Here is a 20,644-nt window from a genome sequence, read left to right on the forward strand (position 1 = left end):
ATTTTGATGACTTCTTGATATAAACCATACATCCATATCTATCCTTTGACCGAACCAACCAATACGCCTTTATCAAAATACTTTTGAAAGAATGGATACATGACGATCAATGGCAAACTCGAGATAACTATGGTGGCATATTTGATCAATTCAGCGATTTGTTTCATTTCAGCCATGGCTGTATTTGAGCCTACCATATCTTGAGAAGGCTGGTTTTGAATCAGTATGTTCCTTAAAACTAACTGTAAAGGTTCTAAATTGGGATTCTTTATATAGATCATGGCATCAAAATAGGCATTCCATTGCCCCACAAACGCATATAGAAATAACACGAACATTATTGGTTTTGCTAAAGGCAGCATAATTTTAAACAAAATTTGCAAGTCATTGGCGCCATCGATCGTGGCAGCCTCAGATAGTTCTTTCGGCAAACTCATGAAGTATGTCCGCGCCAATATGATATTCCAAACATTGATTGCCCCAGGAACGATCAAGGACCAAACGGTATCTAACATTCCTAAATTTTTGATCAATAAATAGGTTGGAATCAATCCCCCACCAACAAACATGGTAATGATGAAGAAAATCATGATGACCCTACGACCCACTAAATCTGGTTTCGACAGCGGATATGCCGTAATCATTGTAATGAATACTGTCAGGAAGCTGAAACTAAACGAATAGAACAATGAATTGAGGAATCCTCTTAAAATAGCATCATCAGCAAACACACGACTATACCCTTGCGTCGTCCAATCTTTAGGATTAAAACTGATCCCCTGATTGATTAAAGTAGCCGGATCCATGAATGAGGCTACCACCACGTATACCAGTGGCACTAGCGTGATTATCACCAAAAACCCAACAATAATACGATTGACCCAGAGCAACTGCCTGTCTATCTTCGTATACATAGTAAGATTCATTTTATTTCCCCCTATAAGCCTTCGCCGTCATTTATTTTTTTAGTCATTCCATTGACAAGCAATAAAAGTACTACGTTGATGATCATATTAAATAACCCCACGGCTGCTGAGTACGCATAATCACCAGATTGCAACCCTATTTTGTATACGTATGTCGAAATAATCTCTGAAGTTGGAATATTCATTGACGTTTGCATCAAGTAAGCTTTCTCGTAACCAACATTCATGATATTTCCTGCTGATAAAATAAAATTGATAACCATAACAGGTCTAAGCGCGGGCAAATCAATAAACCAAATTTTTTGCAGGATATTTGCGCCATCGATATTTGCAGCTTCATATAAATCTGAACTAATGCCAGCTAAAGTCGCTGTATATAGTATTGAAGCCCAACCCATCCCTTGCCAAATACCAGAAAGAATGTAAATTGTTCGAAAATAATCAGGGTTTGACATAAACATAATAGACTGTCCTGTGAATTTTTCGACGAGCCCGTTAATTGGACCATTTGCAGATAAGAACAAAAAGAGCATCCCTACTATAATGACGACAGAAATGAAATTAGGCGCATAAAGTATCAATTGGATTTTTTGTTTGATTTTTTTATTGAGAATTTGATTTAATGACAATGCCAACAGTATGGGAGGAAAAAAGCCCAATATCAGTCCATAAACACTAATTTTCAAAGTATTGGTTAACAAGACTGAAAAGTTAGGTGAAGAGATAAATGTTCGAAAATGCGCTAAGCCAACCCAGGGACTTTCCCAAATGCCCAGCATTGGGTTGTAATCTTTGAACGCAATGATGGCGCCATACATTGGGAAATAACGAAAAACAATTGTAAGTAAAATGCCTGGTACCATGAGTAAATAAAGCCACTTGTCTTTTGCTACTTTTTTTCTGAACTTTTGCCATTTTTCTTTTTTTCTATCAGGATTAGGTATGGCTCGTTTTCGTCCCGAAAACTGTTCCTTTATCACTTTTTCCATATAGATCCCCCTTTTTAGAAACGTTTCCATTTTTGACTTTTTAAAAAAGGAAACCTCCCAACGCAAAAGTGGAAACGTTTCCCTTTTTCTGCTTTTAGATTAGCACGCCTTCTTTTTCATGTCAATATCAAAATGTATATTGATAGTACAAAAATTTATAATTGTACAAAATCTATCGCTACGTCTGCCTTTCTTTTTGATTTTCCAGTCATTTCCCATCAAAGTATTTTTCTTGAGTATTCCCACTGATACGCTCATCAATTTTAACTAAAGGTCATCAAAAAACGAATCTTATCTGTCTCACATCAAACCCTGCTTTTTAAACCAGCGACTTTTTGCTATACTGAGTAAGCATATTTGAAATTATTTGTTGTTTATGGAGGAATCATGCAAAAATATATTGGAAACAAAGCCTTTTACCGTACGGTCTTAACGATCGCGATTCCAGTGATGATCCAGAATGCGATCACCAACTTTGTGGGCTTATTAGATAATTTAATGGTGGGACAAATCGGGACTGCACAAATGTCCGGTGTAGCCATTGTCAACCAACTGATCTTTGTGTTTAACTTGAGCATCTTTGGGATCGTTTCTGCGGGCAGTATTTTCGGGACCCAGTTCTATGGGAAGCAAGATTATCATGGGATGCGGGATGCGTTTCGCTTCAAGTTGGTGGGCAATTTGTTGATTTGTCTATTCGCGATGGGGTTGTTGTTCTTTGGGCAAGATTTCTTGATCCGTCTCTATTTGCATGGCGGTGGCGATAGTGCGGAGTTAAATCTTGCTTTGACCTCTGCCAAAGAGTTCTTAATCATCCTGTTGTTCAGCCTGCCATTTTTTGCCATTTCTCAAGCGTATGCCAGTTCGCTTAGGGAAATGGGCAAAACGATGGTGCCGATGTTTGCCAGCAGCATCGCCGTAGTCATCAATACGGCCTTGAATTTCTTGCTGATTTTCGGCCTGTTCTTCTTCCCTGCATTGGGCGTGCGGGGCGCTGCGATTTCCACCTTGATTGCCCGTATCGTTGAATGTGCCATCACAGTCTATTGGGTGCATCGCCATGTCGAGGACAATCCGTTTGCCGTTCGGGTCTACCATCAATTCAGCGTACCGCTGCAGTTGGTGAAACAGATTTTGCGTAAAGGTTCGCCTTTGATGGCCAATGAGATCCTTTGGGCAATTGGCCAAACGATGATCGTTCAAGCGTATTCCGTTCGTGGGTTATCGGTGATTGCTTCCTTGAATATTTCTTCTACTGTTTCCAACCTGTTCAATATTGTCTATATGGCACTGGGTGGTGCAGTTGCTATCATGGTCGGCCAACTTTTAGGGGCTGATAAATTCGATGAAGCCAAGGACAGTGCACGAAAACTGCTCTTCTTTTCCGTCATGAGTTGTCTCGGACTCGGGATTTTGATGATGGTGGTTGCACCGTTCTTCCCTGAAATCTACCAAACCGAACCGGCAGTCAAAAGCCTAGCCAGCCAATTTATCAAAGTCGCTGCGTTATGTATGCCGATGTATGCCTTTAACCATGCCAGCTATTTCATTTTACGTTCTGGCGGCCAAACCTTTATTACCTTTTTGTTCGACAGTGTCTTCACTTGGGTGATCGTTCTACCGTTGGCCTTTGTACTAAGTACGCATACGACGCTCTCGATCGTCTTGGTCTACCTGTGCTGCCAATTGGTGGAACTGTTGAAGAGTGGAATCGGGTACCGCTTGATCCGCTCTGATCTTTGGGTGAAGAATATCGTGCATTGAGGAAAATGTATGTAATGAAAAAATCGAATCATCAAGATGCATGCGCAAACTTGATGATTCGATTTTTTTGTTCTTTCTTAACTTATTTGTATCTCTATTAGGGGTACTCATATACTCTTTTAATGCTTCTTGTTTTGCTCCTGCACTTGCTAATTCCACATATCACATAGGGTTCTTTCCAGATCATAAAGAATGATTTTGTTCCCATAGAAGCTTTCTGTTTCTGTTAATCCTAATTCGAATGTTTCTTTTGTTGTATAGTGGTGATGAATGGCATATTTGTCCAGGCGTTCTTTTGGAACATGCTATCCCTTTGGAATACATACTTTGAGCCAAGCACAGTTCATCAATAAACGTATCTTTCATCACATAAAACCCTGGCTCTACCTTCTCAATTTCATCAGCTTTAACCAATCTATCTAATGTCATAGGTAGAATTCCTCTTTTCGAGCATCTTTTAGAGAGAGATTGCCACTATATTTAACAAAAATATTAGCAATTTTTTGATTCAAAATAACCCCTTCATAAGTTAATGATAAACTAACTAAATTATTCTACGTTAGTTTATCATTAACAACGAGATGAAATAGTTTCAGGAATAAAGATAACATATAGTTTTTACCAATCAAATTTCGAAAAGTTTATACGCTTATTGCCTTGACGATAGATATGATTTCCATCGGATTTGATTTCAAGAATTCTCAAAATTATTATCAGCATTAACTTGTTTCACAGCAAGTTAACATCACGGTCTACTAAATCTTAGAAAACATCCTGCCTGGTTTTCACACACCAAACAAACTTTGTACTTATCCACCAATCTGACTCATATGACGCCAAGTCGGTTTTTCTGAGAATGAGCTTTCTGGCTGGTCCAGTGCCATCTCGTGATTTTTTGGTTTTAGCATCAATGCCTGCTTGACTTTTTTTTCGAATAACACAAAATCCTTAAGGACCGAACGTAGATGTACTTCGTCCTCCCAAAAGAGACAGGCTTTTAAATAGCCGTCAGCAGTCACTCGCAGACGATTACAGGTGGCACAAAATTGGCAACTGATAGGATGGATCAAACCAAAACGCCCTTTTGCACCTTTGATTTGATAATTTTTTGCTGGTCCATTACCGTCAATGTTCACCGGTTCAACAAGCCAGCCTTTTTCTTCACAAAGAGCAAACACTTGATCCACGCCGAGATAGCCTTCTTGCCATGACGTCTGTGCGTTGCCTCCGATTGGCATGTATTCAATAAAACGCACGGTGACTTCGTTGTCGAAAGTAAAGCGCAAAAAATCTAGCAGTTCATGATCATTTTGACCTTGAATCACCACCACATTCAATTTGATTTGATCAAAGCCAACACGAAGGGCTGCTTCTAGTCCTTTCAACACACGATTCAGGTTACCGCCACGGGTTACTTGGTGGTAACGTTCCTGATTGAAAGTATCCAGGCTGATATTTAAGCGATTGACTCCTGCCTCTTTCAACGGTCTTGCTAACTTTTGCAAAGCCAAGCCATTCGTAGTCAAAGAAAGATCATTGATTATTGGCAACGCCGCAATGGCGGAGACGATCTCAAGAATATCTTTGCGTATCAAAGGCTCTCCACCCGTTAAACGAACCTTGGTGATTCCAAGCCGACTGAAGTGTTGCACGAGCGTAACGATCTCTTCTTTGCTAAGAATTGCCTCATCTGGAAAAAAAGCCAGTCCTTCCTCCGGCATACAGTAAGTGCAGCGCAAGGAACATTTATCTGTTACAGATACTCGCAAATAATCATGAGGACGTCCAAAACGATCAGTTAGTACATTTCCCATCCCCTTCAGCCCCCGCTGACCGGTGGAATCAAGGCGATTTCACTGGCTGCAGTGATTACCACCGGAATCTCGTCAACAAAACACTGATCAACAGCTGTGCTGCAACTGGCTATCTCTTTGGTATACAATGGATAGGCTTTTTGCATCGCCTGTAAAATGATTTTTCTGTCTACTTTTTCTGTTAAAATACAAACTGCTTCATCTGTGATTTGTTCCCGTAAAGGTCCAAATAGCTTGACTGTTACTTTCATCATATGTCCTCCTGCGCCAAATTAGGCGCGATTTCTTTTTTCCAAATAGGTACTCGTTCTTTCAAGCGATCGATGATATATTCACAAGCGACAAAAGCTGCTTGTCGATGCGGTGCCGCCACACCAATGAAAACCGCTGTTTCCATCGGCTGCAAACGACCGATGCGATGGATTAATGTAATTGACAGCTGCTTCGTTTGTATTTCTTCCACCAGTCGTTGCATCTCTTTTTGCGCCATTCCTTCATACGCTGTATAATCGATCGCTGCAGTCTGTTGGTCTCCCGTCCATTCACGAACGGTTCCTGAAAACGTCACAATGCCACCAACAAAAGGACTTCTTAAGCGGTCACTTTCTGTCGCGATATCGATTGGTTCCTTTTGCAATCGGATATTGGCCAAAAAACCACTCCTTTCTTCTTTTTTCTTAAGTTCAGCATGATATAATGGATAATAATCGTTTTTTTTCGGAGGATTTTCTATGGATCGTCATGATCGTCAAATCCGTGTTTCTGAGATTGGGAAACAGGGTCAGCAAAAAATCTCTGCCGCAACACTCTTGATCGTTGGCTGTGGCGCGCTCGGTACATATTGTGCAGAACAGTTAGTCCGTGGTGGAATCAAAAATATCATTTTGGTAGATCCTGATTCCGTTGATGAAACCAATTTGCAGCGCCAAGCCCTTTTTGTCACCGATGATGCTACGTCACGGCTAAAGAAAGTCACAGCGGCTAAAAAGCAGCTGCAGCGGATCGATCCACAGGTTCAAGTAACGACCTATCCTTGTTCATTTGAACAAGTGGTTTTTGAAGAACTTGGAACGATCGATCTGATCTTGGACTGTACCGATAATTTTCATACGCGCAGTCTGATCAATCTCTATGCCTATCACCATGAGCTGCCATTTGTTTTCGGTGCTTGCAATCGAACGACCGGGCAAGTAATGGCATTGCATCCTTGCAAACAGCCGTGCCTCCATTGTGTCTTTCCCCAATTGGATGGACTAGAAAAAGAAGATTGCTCGACTGTTGGCGTGTTAACGCCCCTCGTGCCTTTCGTGACTAGTTTGCAAGTCGCTCTTGTCTACAAGATTTTGCTAGATGATCCCACGCTGTCATGGCAAACAATGACTTATGCCGATCTTTGGCACAGTGCATTAGACCATTACCTGATCAAAAAAAAAGCAACCTGTCCCGTCTGTTCTGAGAAAAAAACGACGTCAGCTGTAGCCGTTGAAGCCAAGAAAATCTGTGGCACAGATGTATACCAGACAACCCTATCTCCCCTGCAGCAGCATGCCCTTCTTGAAAACAGCCGAAGACACAGTGCTATATTGAAGGAAAACCCTTTGGCTGCCAAAATACAAATCGGAACCATTGAACTGACTTTATTTAAAAACGGCAAAGTCTTGATTTATGGTCTGACACCAAAAAACAGTCGACTCTTACCAGAATTCTTACAAATGATCGTGAAAGGGGCAACTTATGACAGTGAAAATCGGTCTCTTGACCATCAGTGATACCCGCAACGAACGTGATGACTTTTCCGGACAGACAATCATGCAAACAGTGAAAGAAGAAGGATTCATAATGATTCACTATCACCTCGTCAAAGACGAAATACCTTTGATCCAACAAGCGTATCTTAACCTAGTCAACACTGACTGCGAAGTCATCATTACCAATGGCGGAACTGGTATTTCTAAGCGAGACGTCACACCTGAAGCCTTACAGCCTTTTATAAAAAGAGAGCTGCCGGGCTTCGGTGAACTTTTCCGCTGGTTGAGTTTTCAAGAAATTGGTTCTCATGGCATGGCTTCTCGCGCATGCGCCGGCTTTAATGAGCAAGAGCAGCTGTTGTTTTTGCTGCCAGGTTCTGTCAAGGCATGTCAGCTGGCTATGAAGCAGCTGATTCTGCCAGAGATCCCACATTTGCTGAAAGAACGGCGAAAATAACCTTGACCTTTTCTTCAAGCGGCGTCTTCCTTTTCACTGGAAGCTCCGTTTTTTTACCGCTTCGTTTCAGCTCGCTCCTTGACGAAACTATCACTTTTACCTCCGGTCTTTGCTAAGAGCTGACAATCCGTGATGATCATTTGCGGGTCCATCGCTTTACACATGTCATAGACCGTCAAGGCTGCCAGTTGGCACGCGACCAGAGCTTCCATCTCCACACCAGTCGCATCAAGCGCTTTTGCTTGAGCAGTAATCTTTAAGCTCGTTTCACTTTCGAAGACGAATTGCAAATCAATGCCTTTTAGCGCAATCAAATGACACATTGGGATCAGTTCACTGGTTTTCTTCGCCCCCATGATCCCTGCCACTTGCGCCACTGCCAAAACATCGCCTTTTTTGACTTGATTGTTTTGAATTCTGCGCATCGTTTCCCCTCGCATCGTGACCCGACACATAGCTGTTGCAATTCGTTTGGTATCTATTTTCTCAGATACATCCACCATTTTCGCTCGCTGCTGATCATTAAAATGGGTCAGAGTATCTGCAGGTCTTTGCTGTGCAGCCAACCACTGTGAAAACCATTCTTGAATTTTTTCCACTGTCGTCAAATCCAAAACATTTTGTTCCTTGACTACATCAGGATAAATCGATCCGACCGCACAAATATTGGCATAAGGAAAATCTGCCACCGTTTCCCCAGGGCGTAAAAGGAGCAGTTTCGGGTGCGCCAAATGTTTGAACCCTTCAAACAATACTAAATCAATCTCGCTGCTAATCAGCCGCTGCCACTCACCTTCACCACTGACTTCAGGTGTTGATAAGTGGGTCTTTGCTGTGTATCTTCTTTGCTGATGCAAAAACAGATGCCCTTCTTTTTTCATAAACACTTGACGAGCACCCGCCTCGGCAAAGTGTGCGGTATCGGTTCCCGGAACGTCCATCGCAGCGTTATGATGCGTTTGTTTAAATGCGGCGACATCTAATTGCAGTGTGGCAGCTTTTTGAATTAATTGACACATTGCAGTCGTTTTGCCACTTTTTTTGCGACCGATTATTTGTAAGGCAAGCACCAGACATCTACCTCCATTCCATTTTCACAAGTCATCCCAGCAGGTATCCGAATCAAGCAGTCAGCATAGGCTAAAGCCCCAATGGCACTTGATTGATTCTTAGGCAGAGGTTTGGCGGCTCCAGCCTCAATCGTCCCCCTTAAGTAACGGTCAAAATTATTGACTCGATCGATGACACCAAAAAAAGGCAAACGATGCTGGCCCATTCTTTCTGGCAGCCCATGATACCGTTGGATCAATGGATCAGCAAAAAAGTGAAACCCAACAAAACACGCACTAGGATTTCCAGAAAGAGCGATCACAGGTATTTGCTCAAACAGAAATGCTGAGGTTGGACTTCCAGGACGCATCGCACATTTGTTGAACAATAAGTCAGATTCTTCGGCAATTTCTGCCATAAAGTCATAGTCACCGACAGACACACCCCCACAGGTCAGAATCAAATCACAGAATGAAGCCATTTCTGCTAGTGTTTCTTTTAAGCGTAAGGAATCATCGGGGGCACTTTTAGAAAAAATCAGCCCAGCACCAGCTTCCTTGACTAAACCTTCTAGCAGAATGCGATTGCTGTTATAGATTTTTCCATTTTCCAAAACGGCACCCACCTCTAACAATTCCGATCCAGTCGTTAAAAGTCCTACCTTCAATTTGCCTTCAACAAGCGCTGTATCGATACCAAAAGCCGCCAACAAGCTGAGGCAGCCAGCCGTCAATGTAGTCCCCGCCTTAAGCAGCAGTTCGCCAACTTCAAATTCGTCGCCAGCTGGCGTGATATTGCTCTTTTTTTCTGTCTCCAGCAGTTCGATCGTGGTTTTAGTAAGCTGACGGGTTTTCTCCAAAGGGATGATTTTGGTGACCCCTTCTGGCACTTGTGCCCCGGTCATGATCCGAACAGCTTGTCCTTTTTTCAACCATCCTTCATAGACGGCACCAGCGCCGATTTCGCTAACAACTTCTACGCCTTTAGGAAAATCCTGATCGGTTTCTGCTGTGATCCCAAAGCCGTCATAACCTGAACGAGGAAAAAAAGGAAACGGCAAAGGCGCACAAACATCCTCTGCGAGCACATTTCCTAGACATGCCAGTAACGGTTTTCGGATTGGTTTAGGTTTGCGTGCCGGTAACTCGGCGATGATCTTCTTCGCTTCTTGTAAGGAGATCACAGTTCGTTGTCGAAGCATATAAAAATCTCTCTTTTCTTTCGTATTTTTTGGTGTTTACCTATGGTACACTTGCTTTGACTCATTCAAAAGGAGATGACCCAATGATCGGTGTACTTTTAGCTGGGGGCTATTCCCGCCGTTTCAAACAAGATAAGGCGCTTTACTATGACCCAAGATTACAAGCAACTTGGTTAGAATCAGCGCTCCAGCGGCTGATGGAGATAACTGAATCTTGCTGCATCATCGCCAATTCGAAAAATTACAATCAGATAGTCGAAGAAGCTCAGCCCTTCCCCACAACCACTTTAATGGATCTTCCAGAATTCGCTGGTCTAGGTCCTCTCAGCGGCATTTATACTGCAGCAAAACGCTATCCTGGTGAACGTCTTTTAGTCACAGCGATCGATTATCCCTTTCTAACAAGTCAAAGCTTAAACAAATTGACTTTCCACCGAAATGCTTATGCGGTTTCGGAAAATCAGCCACACTTTGCCATCACCCATCTGACCATTGACGATCAGTTACTAGAGATCCTAGAAATTGATTTAGCAAACAAAACACTAAGATTGGGGGATTTTTTGAAAAAAATTTCTGCTGAACCCGTTGAGTTACCGACAAATGAACTGTTTACAACGAACAACCCGATCACTGTTCTTTACAAAAATGATCCATTCTAAATTGAGATGACCACATCAGTCAAAAATGCTACTTCTTCTTTCCCATGTGAAACCAGTAGCGTTGTCAAATGATGGTTCTTGATTTGTTGTTTCAAAAAAGCGAGTACTTGGTACAACATGTTATCGTCTAATCCAGTAAATGGTTCATCTAAGAGTAATAGCTGAGGCTGGCTCAATAACGCCCGTACCAGTGCCACACGACGTTTCTGTCCACCTGAAAGTTGCAATACGGATTGCTGACGATAGTCGATCAATCCTAATTGCTTTAAATGATCGTGCATTCTTTCGGTTATATCTGTGGCTACACGTTTCTTATTCCAGCTCATCTTAGAACTAAAAAGTATATTCTCTTCTACAGTCATTGTGGGAAAAAGGGTGGGTTCTTGCATGACAAAACCGATATTGCGCTTATATGCCGGATAGACAAAAGCTCGTTGTGTATCTAGCCAGCATTGATTTTGGAAAAAGATCGTTCCTTTTTGACAAATTTCTAAGCCAGCAATGATGCGCAGCAGTGTCGTTTTGCCAGCACCGCTGATTCCTTGGATGCTGGTGATCTGGGACGTTATTTCATGCTGAAACTGCAGATTATTTTTAAATAATTGTTTTGAAATATCAATCGATAAAGTCATGACGGCCTCCTTTTCTTAGGAATTGAATAATGAATAAAAAGACCAACCCGATCGCTAAATTAACCAACCCTAACGAGAGGGCCTTTTGGTCATTTCCTTGCAAGACAGCGAAATAGATGGCAGATGCCATTGTATCTGTCTTGCCTTCAATATAACCCGCCATCATTAGACTCGCGCCGAATTCTCCCAACCCGCGACAAAAGCCCAAAAGGACCGTAGCAAGGATACTGTGCCAACTATTTGGAATGATTACATAGAATAAGCGTTCCATCCGATTGGCTGACAGTGTTTCAGCAGCTTCAATCAGCTGGGTCGGCACACTCAAAAACGCTGCTTTCAATCCCTGATACAATAACGGAAAACTGACTACCATTACGGCAACTGCAGCACCCGATAAAGTAAAGACGAGTTGTAGTTCAAACAGCTCAAGAAGTTTCCCAAAAATACCATTGCGGCCAAATAATTGCAGCAGACCATAGCCAATGATCGTTGGTGGCAAAACTAGCGGCAGCAAAAACATCGTTTCAACGATCAGTTTTCCTCGAAAGGTCATAAATGCGCCCACATAGGCGCAAGGAAGAGCAATAATCAGTCCGAGCAAAAGAGCGGCTCCTGCTACGACTAAAGAATGAATCACTGCACTTTCTATCATTAAAGTGCCTCACTTTCTTCTTCAACAAACGAAAATCCAGCCACTTGAAACACGTGCTTTGCTTTTTCTGAACGTAAGTACTTTTGAAAGATCATGGCAGCTTCTTGATGCGAAGAATCCGTGACAAGGGCACTGGTATATAAGATACGATTGTGATAAGTAGGATCGATTTGCGCTGTCACCGTTACTTTTTGACTCACAAGAGCGTCCGTGGCATAAACAATTCCCAGATCCGCATTTCCTGATGCTACGTAATACATGACTTGTCGGACATCTGCCGCTTGAACCAATTTATCCTGCAACTCATTCGTCAAGGCAAGATGGTCAAAGACTTCCAGTGCATATGTGCCGGCAGGGACCGACTGGCCTTCCCCAATAGCGATCACTTCTGCACTCCTTAGTTGATTGATCAAATCCCCATCAGAAACGTTTGCGTTTGTTGGCTGGATGACGACTAGTTGATTGGTTAGAATCGGCTGAATTTTTTCAACGCTTCCTGCTTCAACCAAGTCGGTGATCTCTTTTTCACTGGCTAAAAAGACACCATCGATTGGCGCTCCGGCGAGAACTTTTTGGCGAATCGCACCCGAACCGCCAAAGTCCAATGTGATCTCGATTTGGGGGTGGTCGAGGTGAAACTGGGCGGTAATTTCTTCCAATACGTCTTTTAAGCTAGCGGCGGCAGAAAAATGCGCCCTTTGTGCTGAATGAGCCTCTCTACCCTGCCAAAGGAAAAAAAGGCAAAGAACGAGCAGTCCGCTGATTCCACCAAAAAACAGCTGATTCCTCATTTTCTTTTTTCCCGAACGTTGATTCACTCTGCTTCCTCTTTCTTCCCTTCGAATGCGAGAGGCGTAAGATTCTCAAAGACAAGCAACAAAAATCCATCAACGAAACGGTATGCAACATACAACAAAATGCCTGTTGCAAAAAATACCATCACTCCAAAGAGAGAAACGAATAACTCCGCTGCCTTCAACACTTCCCGCAAATAGAAAAACTGCCCGATGCGATAAAACGCAATCGTTGCAATCGCGCAAGGAAAGGTTAAAGAAGCAAAAGTCGGATGGAAGGCACGCTTGACAAAGAACAGCATTTTTCCGCCGAGTATTCCTAAAGCTACCAATAAACAGCCGGACAGGATTATAACAATCACTATTTTCGGCTCACGCCACACGTTTAAATAGCTAATCAAACACAGACTTAACGGTGCAAAATAGATATTGTTGGTCAATGCCATTGACTCGGGGACTTTGGTTGTAAGCATCAGCGGCAGCAAAATCAATGTAGCTGCCAACCCATAATAAGTGATCCCTTGAACAAGAATCGGATGGCCAATATGACTGCCTACGACTACAGGCACCAACAGCCCAATATAAGTGACAAACCATGTAGGCAAAAACGTCGCTTTTTGAAAGTTTTGAAAAACATTGCGATAGGTAAAAATCAAAAGATGGATAATGTGTAAAACAACAGCGAAATACCAAAGGAAAGTGCCTAACGTCTCATTGAAACCAAAAAGGAAACTACTTAAAACAGCAGACAACATGGGAAAAGTTGCATACAAGCTACTGGGGACTACCTGACTGTATTCTTTTAAAAAGACTTGATGACAAAAAATTCCTTTAACCATTGCTAAGCCCCAAATTACCAGACCAAAGCTCATTACAATTGTTCGGATAATAGGCAAATCAATGGCAAAATAGGCATTGGCTAGCGTACATAATCCTAACGTCGTGGCAATCAATCCGACGGGCAGTTGCCCGATCGTTTTTGAAAGTTTATTCAAGTGCTTCTCCTCCTTGCTGGCAAAAAGAAAATTCTAGGTTCCCCTTCAAATCAAAGAAATCTGCATAGGTGACTTCGAAAAGCGAGCGACCTTGACGATGGGTCGGAATCCCCTGCTTGACCATTTGTGTCAAAATACCAGTATAAGAAAGATCACCTTGCACGATCGCCCCATAGATCACGCCGTTCTTGTGGATGATTTTTCGATAGACCTTTGGTTGATCATCGATTTCGACTGTATAGGTATCATCTTCAGGATAAGGTTTTCCTAATGACAGAGAATGAATGTTTAAGAATGTCATTGTCGATTTAATGGCAAAGAAATCTGTCAGTTCTCGCTGGACGCCCACCATATTAGAAGCAGCGATGATACCTTCCTTGACTGCCGCTGGCCAGATAGGGTTTCTACCTGAAATATCTCCTGCCCCATAAACATTCGGACAATTGGTGCGTCCCATCGCATCAAATAAAAGTCCGAAACGATCACAGTCGATTGAATCACCAATAAACTGGACATTGGCGCGGACACCGGTTGCAACGATCAAAAGATCACAGTCGATCACCTGACCATCGGATAATTGCAACTGTGCCACTTTATCTTCTTCATCCATTATGACTTCTTTTACAGCTGTTTCATAAAACTGCTTGACACCAGCTTTTTCAAAGGCTACTTGATACGTTTGAGCTGCTCGCTCGTCCAATTGAATAGGCAGTAAACGGGGACCAAATTCAACTAGGGTAACACTTTTTCCACAGTGAACCAAGCCTTCTACCGCATCGATCCCCACAAGACCAGCACCCATGACCACAATATTGGCTGCGGTCGTACTCTTCTCACGAATCATTGCTGCATCAGCCAGTGTTCTAAGTCCAACGACATTTTTTGCAATGCTCAAGTTAGGCACGGGAGGATAAAAAGTAGATGCACCAGTTGCCAATAACACTTTGTCATAAGGGACTGTTTCTTCTGTTGAAAGATAAAGCTCTTGGCGTGCTGGATCGATACCACTAACAAGCGCACCTTTTATCCAGTCGATTTGATTGTTTTCAATAAATCCCTCTTCAACAAAGGATAATTCTTTGACATTACGGGAACCTTCGATATAGTGATGCAAGATACAGCGGGAATAGATATGCTCATCTTGTGAAATCAGGGTGATTTTAGCTGTCGGATCAAGCTGACGCAAAGTGCGAACACTGTTGATCCCAGCAGCTGAAGCACCGACAACGACGTAATTCATAGGGTTCCTCCTCTAGCAGCTATCAGTGCTGGCTGCGCAACTTCTTCTAACGTGATCGCCTGCATTGGACACTTGGCAACACATTGTGGGGTCTGATCTGGATGATCCATACACATATCACACTTCATAATGATTTTATGCTGAAGCTTATCAGCTTTCAGCACACCATAAGGACAAGCCATAATACACATAAAACAGCTAGCACATTTTTTCTGATCATAGGTCACGTAACCAGTTTGCGGGTCTTTAGTCATCGCACCAGTCATGCACGTAAAGACACATTCAGGTAAATCACATTGTCGGCAAAAGATTGGCGTGTTAACTCCTCCTTCTGAGACAACGACTCGGTTCCGAGGGTCTTCACCATTGTGAGCAACAGAACAAGCAGTTACACACGTGAGACAACTGATACATTTGCTGCGATCGATTTTGATTCGTTTCATTATGATTGCTCCTTCATTAGACGTACAGGGGTCGACTTGTAGGACGGTTCTTTCGAATATGCATCATATAATGCTGGGGTCAGCTGATTGACTTCCGGATAATGCATTGGGGCATATAATTCTCCTTCTTGAACAAAGCGGGAGATTTTCGCCGCAAATCGAGCGTTTTGTCCATTCACTGAAAATAGTCTAAGCAGCTCTTGATTTTTCACTTCTAGCTGTTTAGCAGTATTCGGATGGATCAGCACATGCGCCTGACGCTCCGTCGCTTCCTTCACTTCTTTGATTTCTCTTGTGCGGGTCTCGGTATGCCATTGCCCGACTGTCCCACGCCCTGTGTTGAGCATCAACGGATAATCTTCTGTCAGTGGCAGCGGGTTTGGTCGTTCTTTTTCAAAGATGAACTGGGCTTTTTTGGAGGGAGTAAAATACTGTCCGTCTTCATACAGGCGTCGTTCATCTGGTAAGTTTTCCAATTGACTCCCCTTGGGGAATGGCCATTGAATTCCTTTTGAAGAAGTCAATTGCTCATACGCAACACCTGTGATATCACACGGCATATTCGCAGAACATTTTTTCAAAAGCTCAAAAACACTTTGCGGCGTTTCCCAACCATCTAACAAAGAACCCATCCCTAATGCTTTCCCCATAGCGAAAAAGATATCAAAGTCCGAATATTCATCCACTTTTTTGGGCAGTACTGGTCTTAGTCCTGATAAGCGCCGCTCTGTATTGATATAGGTTCCCGTCTTCTTTAATCCAGAAACGACTGGGAAAAATACGTCGGCTGTTTTGGCGGTCATCGTATCAGCATACAAGTCTTGTACGATCAACATTTCCAGCTTATTCATGGCTTCTTGGAAGCTTTCACTATTCGTCCACGAATGGGCAGGGTTCGTGGCAACGACCCATAATGCTTTGATTTTTCCTTGATTAATCTGTTCAATGATTTGATCATAAGGCAAAGTAGGTTTTTCTGGAAGCCAATGTTCCTCGATGTTCAATGCTTTTGCCACCACTTGACGACGGAGTGGATTGTCAAAATCACCGCCACCGTACAATCCGGCAGTATTGCTGAACAAGCGAGAGCCCATCGCATTGCTTTGGCCGGTCAGGGAATTCGCACCAGTTCCTTTACGACCGATATTTCCCGTCATCAGTGCTAAATTGATGATCGCTTGTGCTGTCCGCACAGCCTCATATCCTTGATTGATTCCCATCGTCCACCAAAAAGAAACCCGTTTGCCTTCATGGATCTGCTGCGCAAGCCGCACAATTTGTGTTTCTGTCAGTCCTGTCATAGGTGCTTTTGTCAAGGGATACTCCTGAAGAAATGTGCGGAACTGATCAAAGTTTTCCGTATGCTGTCGAATATAGGCATCATCGATCCAGCCCTTTTCAATCAATACATTCGCCAAAAGGTAGAAGAGAACCAAATCGCTTTTGGCTTTTAAGGCATAGTGCTCGTCTGCTTGAATGGCTGTTTCGGAACGACGAGGATCGATCACAATCACTTTTTTATTTGGCTGCTGATTTTGACGAATTCGGCCCCACAGTACTGGATGAGCCACTACTGGATTGGCGCCAATCAAAATGATCGTATCGGATTCTTCAATATCCTGTAATGCATACGGTGGCGCGTCAAAGCCAAAGCTTTGTTTGTGAGCAACTACACTTGTTGCCATACATAAACGCGTATTGCCGTCGAGATTTGCTTTCAAATAGTTCCGCATGACATGTCCAAACAGTGCCATCTCTTCTGTAGGGATTTGACCCGTACTGATGCCAGCGATACTTTCTGAGCCGTATCTTTTCGTAATCTCTTTGAGTCGCTTTGCGGTTTGATCAATTGCTTCAATCCAAGGAACTTCCTGCGGTTCAGCTCCTCGTGCGTCTTGTCGGAACAACGGCTTTTCGATTGGCTTGAAGACCTGCTGTTGTTGTTTCAAAAACAGACCTTTAATACATGAAAATCCCTTATTCACTGGATAATGTTTTGTTGGGACAACATTGACGATCTGATCTTCTTGTACTTCAAAATCAAGATTACATGCCAATGCACAATAATTACACGTACTTTGTATAATAGTCATTTTTTCTCCTTCAAATAAGTAACCGACGCGTTAAAAGTTATTTTTAATCATTATAACAGATTATTTTTGTTTTTTTAGAGTTTTAATTGAGAATTTCTATTAGTGGAAAAAATCTTTCAAGGTGAGTTGATGTGATAAATAAAGAAAAGTAATAATTTTTTTAGCAATTGCGTCCTCATTTTTTCTGGTATTTTACTGTCGATATTCACGCGACCTCACTTTCTAAATTTCAAAGACTCTCATGATCCAGAACTACCACTTCTCTCATTTACTTTTTTTCAAAAAAAATATTATCAAGAAATTAATATGTACGCTAACCACATTTCATTTAAATCCTTCATCTCGGTGCTAATTACTCATCATTTGAATTCTTATATACTTTTTTGTTTTTTTACCTATCTACTTGACAGGGAGCACTTCAGAATTGATTCTTCAGTCCCATTTTCATTTTAGATATAAAAAAATATATCACTCTCTAGTGTGAGTAAATCACCACAAAATACACTACTGAGAGGCCGATATGCTACATGAATGATTCTAGCAAAAAAGACATCCTCCAACGGAGAATGCCTTTCGAAATCTGTACAAAAAGATTAACGTTTTGAGAACTGTGAAGCTTTACGCGCTTTTTTAAGACCTGGTTTTGTAGCTAAAAAAATAAATGCTTTCAAAATGTTTGAAGTACAGCCTCTATTGCAAAACTCAATATACTAAATTTTAATATATAACTAATAATCACATATGTTTGTACCATTCTTAATCCCAATTATTTATATTAAAAACTCAGTATAATCTAAAAATTTGTTGTATATTCCTATTGTGCTTATCAATTCCAGAATAAGTTCTTCTTTCTTTTCAGGATATTTTTTAGTTTCAATTAATAATCCTAATAATTGAAGGGTACTTATTAAACAGTGTTCTCTTTTAGTACAATAATCTAGCATTTGATTCGGAAATGTATCTTCATTTCTAAATGTTAAATCCTTCTCTCTAAATCCATTTACAATCAAAATAGCTTTTGCTTTCTTATCTTCTTTTTCATAAAATTCGGAAACCCATTTTTCTAATTGAGCTCCATGTTTTTCAGCAGAACTACCTTTAATCCCTTTTATTTCTGTTACTATATCATTTTCCTGAAATTCAAAAATACCATCTGCTCTATTATGTTCAACTGGTTTATTTTTAAATCCTAAATCGTGAAGAACCTTATAAACTATATTCTCCAATTCTTTCCCGGTAGAAGTAAACATTAATTTATAGGATTGCAAATTCAATAAATCAGCAATCATTTCTTCTTTTTTTATCTCTAATTCTTCTAACTGCTTTTCTATATTGTCTAATTCATTTACTTTTTCTTGTTCATTTAAAATATAGTATTTATTTGTCCATTCAGGAAGTTGAAATTCTGAAATATTAATTCTCAATTCTTCTTCTAACTCATCAATTACATGAAGAAATTCATTAATCATTTTCCTATAATCAGTTTGACTAGAACAATTTACATCATCAAAATTAAAAGGATAAATAATTAGTTTTCCTTCACCTACTGAAAATGACTCGGAAATTCTTTTATCTGTTTGCGGAATACTAGCAATATGTTCTCCAGTTTCTTTTGATTCAAAATAAACATGATATAAATAACTCATTTTATTAATATTATATAAATTCTCATATGCATTTTGAGTCGTGTAGTCTATTCTCCCTCCAACACTTGTTGTTGTGAAAATCTTTATTGGCAATAAAGCCAATAAATTTAATTGATTAACTATATGAGTTTCTCGTCTGTTTTTTCCAGTCCCCGAAAATTCTTTTTCTCCTGTATAAACATTAATCAATGGTACCCTTGGTAAATTTACATACACTGTTTTTCCCATTCTTAAAAATTCATCTATTTCTTTTTTTACTCTTTTAAAATCTGAAACAAACTTAAATGAATCTCGATTAGTTAATGTTGGATTTCCGTTAAAATCGGCACCTTTATTATAACTTTCTGTTATTCGATTTAAATCTAGTAAAACTATATCATAATCATATAGTGAATAATTATCATTAAAATCAATTACATCAATATTCTTAAATTCTAATCCATTAAAGCTTACAGACATTCCTAATATATTATTTTTCATTAGTAAACCTCCAAATGATTAATTAACTTTGACAACTTTCTGTTTCTTGTGAGGATTACTTCTCGATATTATTTCATATTCTATTTCTACACAAACATTATCATAATTAAAAAGTAATACTGAAGGAAAACTTATACTAGTGTATTGTTTAAGTTCTTCAAAATGATATTTTTGAACTATATAACCATTTTCTTCATATTCATTATAACATTCTATTTTTTTATGCTCTTTAAAATAATCTTCTTTCAAATCATTGTACTTTGGAGTATTATCATAACCTGGAAATGATGGTAGTTGGTATCTTGGTAACGTTGCTCCAATTGGGTATCTATATGAATTTATTTCTACTGAATTTATATCACCAAATATATTAGGAATAAATTCAGTATCTAGAATTTCCTCAATAATACTTGGACCTGGAGGTAGAAGTTCTTCAGATTTCATATAAACATTACTTGGGAATTTCAATGTTAAAGTTATATCATTTTCAAATATCGTTCCTTGATTGGAAAGTGCTAGTCTTACAAATTTCAGTTGTTTAAATTGTTCTAAATATGTAATCCAATCTAAATACGCATATATCTCAAATACTAAATTTTTAATTTCCTTTTGCTTCTCTTTTTCCTGATCTGAACCTGATAATAAATATTTCGAACCACCTAAACCACCCATATATGATAAGTTAGCACTAGTTTTTAGATTACCAACATGAAAAAATGTTGTTTTTAAATTAATGTTTTCTGATTTTGAAAATTCTGTAATTACTTCAATTTCCTCTTCAGAAAAAATATATGGAGTAGAAGTAAGAAAATTGGCTTTAGGTATTTCTACTAATCCGTTCGTATTTGTTTTTTCTTGGACTAAATCAGAACCTACCTCCAGATTATTTATTCTTTCAATTCTTTTTAATATAGGCATTTTAGAATTCTTTATAATATTATCTGTTATATTATAAATATTGTAACTTCTAATATCTTCTACTAATTTTTTATTTTCTACTCCCGAAACTATTAAATCTGATTTGTTTGCGTATGATTGTTTTTCTTTTTCATTATTTTGAG

Annotated in this window: 20 protein-coding genes; 4 read left to right on the forward strand and 16 right to left on the reverse strand. The window is 40.3% G+C overall.

Translation table 11 applies throughout. From position 1 onward, the window contains the following. Nucleotides 1-38 precede the first annotated feature (38 nt). The gene (locus tag AEQ18_RS00290; protein ID WP_054114370.1) at nucleotides 39-926 is read right to left on the reverse strand and encodes a carbohydrate ABC transporter permease; all 888 of its coding nucleotides are present in this window, start codon (nucleotides 924-926) and stop codon (nucleotides 39-41) included. 11 nt (nucleotides 927-937) lie between these two features. Beyond that, the gene (locus AEQ18_RS00295; protein ID WP_082348559.1) at nucleotides 938-1,915 is read right to left on the reverse strand and encodes an ABC transporter permease; all 978 of its coding nucleotides are present in this window, start codon (nucleotides 1,913-1,915) and stop codon (nucleotides 938-940) included. 387 nt (nucleotides 1,916-2,302) lie between these two features. Between AEQ18_RS00295 and AEQ18_RS00300 the strand changes: the two genes are divergently transcribed. Then, nucleotides 2,303-3,679 carry an MATE family efflux transporter gene (locus AEQ18_RS00300; protein ID WP_054114371.1) on the forward strand — a complete coding sequence of 459 codons (1,377 nt, stop codon included), beginning with the start codon at nucleotides 2,303-2,305 and terminating at the stop codon, nucleotides 3,677-3,679. Nucleotides 3,680-4,488: 809 nt separating this feature from the next. Here the strand turns inward: AEQ18_RS00300 and moaA are convergent. The 3 genes from moaA to AEQ18_RS00320 are packed head-to-tail and all read right to left on the reverse strand — an operon-like array spanning nucleotide 4,489 to nucleotide 6,145. Then, on the reverse strand, nucleotides 4,489-5,493 hold the full coding sequence (gene moaA, locus AEQ18_RS00310; RefSeq protein WP_054114372.1) for a GTP 3',8-cyclase MoaA: 1,005 nt from the start codon (nucleotides 5,491-5,493) through the stop codon (nucleotides 4,489-4,491). A 5-nt stretch (nucleotides 5,494-5,498) separates the two neighbouring features. Beyond that, nucleotides 5,499-5,744, reverse strand: coding sequence for a MoaD/ThiS family protein (locus AEQ18_RS00315; protein WP_054114373.1), 246 nt, complete (start codon nucleotides 5,742-5,744; stop codon nucleotides 5,499-5,501). Next, the gene (locus tag AEQ18_RS00320; RefSeq protein ID WP_054114374.1) at nucleotides 5,744-6,145 is read right to left on the reverse strand and encodes a molybdenum cofactor biosynthesis protein MoaE; all 402 of its coding nucleotides are present in this window, start codon (nucleotides 6,143-6,145) and stop codon (nucleotides 5,744-5,746) included. The genes AEQ18_RS00315 and AEQ18_RS00320 overlap by 1 nt, the downstream gene beginning before the upstream one ends. A gap of 79 nt (nucleotides 6,146-6,224) precedes the next feature. On the opposite strand from AEQ18_RS00320, the gene AEQ18_RS00325 reads away from it, so the two are divergent. Together AEQ18_RS00325 and AEQ18_RS00330 are read left to right on the forward strand one after the other, a co-directional pair. Further along, nucleotides 6,225-7,262, forward strand: coding sequence for a HesA/MoeB/ThiF family protein (locus tag AEQ18_RS00325; protein WP_054114375.1), 1,038 nt, complete (start codon nucleotides 6,225-6,227; stop codon nucleotides 7,260-7,262). Then, on the forward strand, nucleotides 7,228-7,698 hold the full coding sequence (locus tag AEQ18_RS00330; RefSeq protein WP_054114376.1) for a MogA/MoaB family molybdenum cofactor biosynthesis protein: 471 nt from the start codon (nucleotides 7,228-7,230) through the stop codon (nucleotides 7,696-7,698). Before AEQ18_RS00325 ends, AEQ18_RS00330 begins: the two co-directional genes overlap by 35 nt. A gap of 53 nt (nucleotides 7,699-7,751) precedes the next feature. Here the strand turns inward: AEQ18_RS00330 and moaC are convergent, their stop codons facing one another. Further along, the gene (gene moaC, locus AEQ18_RS16025) at nucleotides 7,752-8,717 is read right to left on the reverse strand and encodes a cyclic pyranopterin monophosphate synthase MoaC (protein ID WP_326930180.1); all 966 of its coding nucleotides are present in this window, start codon (nucleotides 8,715-8,717) and stop codon (nucleotides 7,752-7,754) included. A gap of 32 nt (nucleotides 8,718-8,749) precedes the next feature. Then, a complete protein-coding gene (locus tag AEQ18_RS00340; protein ID WP_054114377.1) occupies nucleotides 8,750-9,949 on the reverse strand; it encodes a molybdopterin molybdotransferase MoeA in 1,200 nt (399 codons plus the stop codon). An 83-nt stretch (nucleotides 9,950-10,032) separates the two neighbouring features. Here AEQ18_RS00340 and mobA point away from each other — a divergent pair, with 83 nt between their 5' ends. Next, nucleotides 10,033-10,608: a molybdenum cofactor guanylyltransferase gene (mobA, locus tag AEQ18_RS00345; RefSeq protein WP_054114378.1), complete on the forward strand. Its 576-nt coding sequence runs from the start codon at nucleotides 10,033-10,035 to the stop codon at nucleotides 10,606-10,608. Here the strand turns inward: mobA and AEQ18_RS00350 are convergent. From AEQ18_RS00350 to AEQ18_RS15650, 9 genes are all read right to left on the reverse strand, one after another. Beyond that, nucleotides 10,605-11,240 carry an ATP-binding cassette domain-containing protein gene (locus AEQ18_RS00350; protein ID WP_082348562.1) on the reverse strand — a complete coding sequence of 212 codons (636 nt, stop codon included), beginning with the start codon at nucleotides 11,238-11,240 and terminating at the stop codon, nucleotides 10,605-10,607. The two genes, mobA and AEQ18_RS00350, sit on opposite strands and share 4 nt — an antisense overlap. Beyond that, nucleotides 11,224-11,892 (reverse strand): molybdate ABC transporter permease subunit, encoded by a 669-nt coding sequence (gene modB / locus AEQ18_RS00355; RefSeq protein ID WP_235505452.1) that lies wholly within the window; start codon nucleotides 11,890-11,892, stop codon nucleotides 11,224-11,226. Before modB ends, AEQ18_RS00350 begins: the two co-directional genes overlap by 17 nt. Next, nucleotides 11,892-12,710 (reverse strand): molybdate ABC transporter substrate-binding protein, encoded by an 819-nt coding sequence (gene modA, locus AEQ18_RS00360; RefSeq protein WP_054114379.1) that lies wholly within the window; start codon nucleotides 12,708-12,710, stop codon nucleotides 11,892-11,894. Before modA ends, modB begins: the two co-directional genes overlap by 1 nt. After that, complete coding sequence (locus AEQ18_RS00365) at nucleotides 12,707-13,681, reverse strand: TDT family transporter (protein WP_054114380.1); 975 nt, start codon at nucleotides 13,679-13,681, stop codon at nucleotides 12,707-12,709. Before AEQ18_RS00365 ends, modA begins: the two co-directional genes overlap by 4 nt. After that, the gene (locus AEQ18_RS00370) at nucleotides 13,674-14,921 is read right to left on the reverse strand and encodes an NAD(P)/FAD-dependent oxidoreductase (protein ID WP_054114381.1); all 1,248 of its coding nucleotides are present in this window, start codon (nucleotides 14,919-14,921) and stop codon (nucleotides 13,674-13,676) included. Before AEQ18_RS00370 ends, AEQ18_RS00365 begins: the two co-directional genes overlap by 8 nt. Further along, nucleotides 14,918-15,364: a 4Fe-4S dicluster domain-containing protein gene (locus AEQ18_RS00375; protein WP_054114382.1), complete on the reverse strand. Its 447-nt coding sequence runs from the start codon at nucleotides 15,362-15,364 to the stop codon at nucleotides 14,918-14,920. The genes AEQ18_RS00370 and AEQ18_RS00375 overlap by 4 nt, the downstream gene beginning before the upstream one ends. Continuing rightward, on the reverse strand, nucleotides 15,364-17,457 hold the full coding sequence (locus AEQ18_RS00380) for a molybdopterin oxidoreductase family protein (RefSeq protein WP_054114383.1): 2,094 nt from the start codon (nucleotides 17,455-17,457) through the stop codon (nucleotides 15,364-15,366). Before AEQ18_RS00380 ends, AEQ18_RS00375 begins: the two co-directional genes overlap by 1 nt. 770 nt (nucleotides 17,458-18,227) lie before the next feature. Beyond that, nucleotides 18,228-19,583, reverse strand: a complete 1,356-nt coding sequence (locus AEQ18_RS00385) for a hypothetical protein (RefSeq protein WP_054114384.1) — start codon at nucleotides 19,581-19,583, stop codon at nucleotides 18,228-18,230. 18 nt (nucleotides 19,584-19,601) lie between these two features. After that, on the reverse strand, nucleotides 19,602-20,644 hold a 1,043-nt coding region (locus AEQ18_RS15650), incomplete at its 5' end, for a hypothetical protein (protein WP_054114385.1).

Source organism: Enterococcus sp. RIT-PI-f, from assembly GCF_001297065.1.
Lineage (GTDB): Bacteria > Bacillota > Bacilli > Lactobacillales > Enterococcaceae > Enterococcus_D.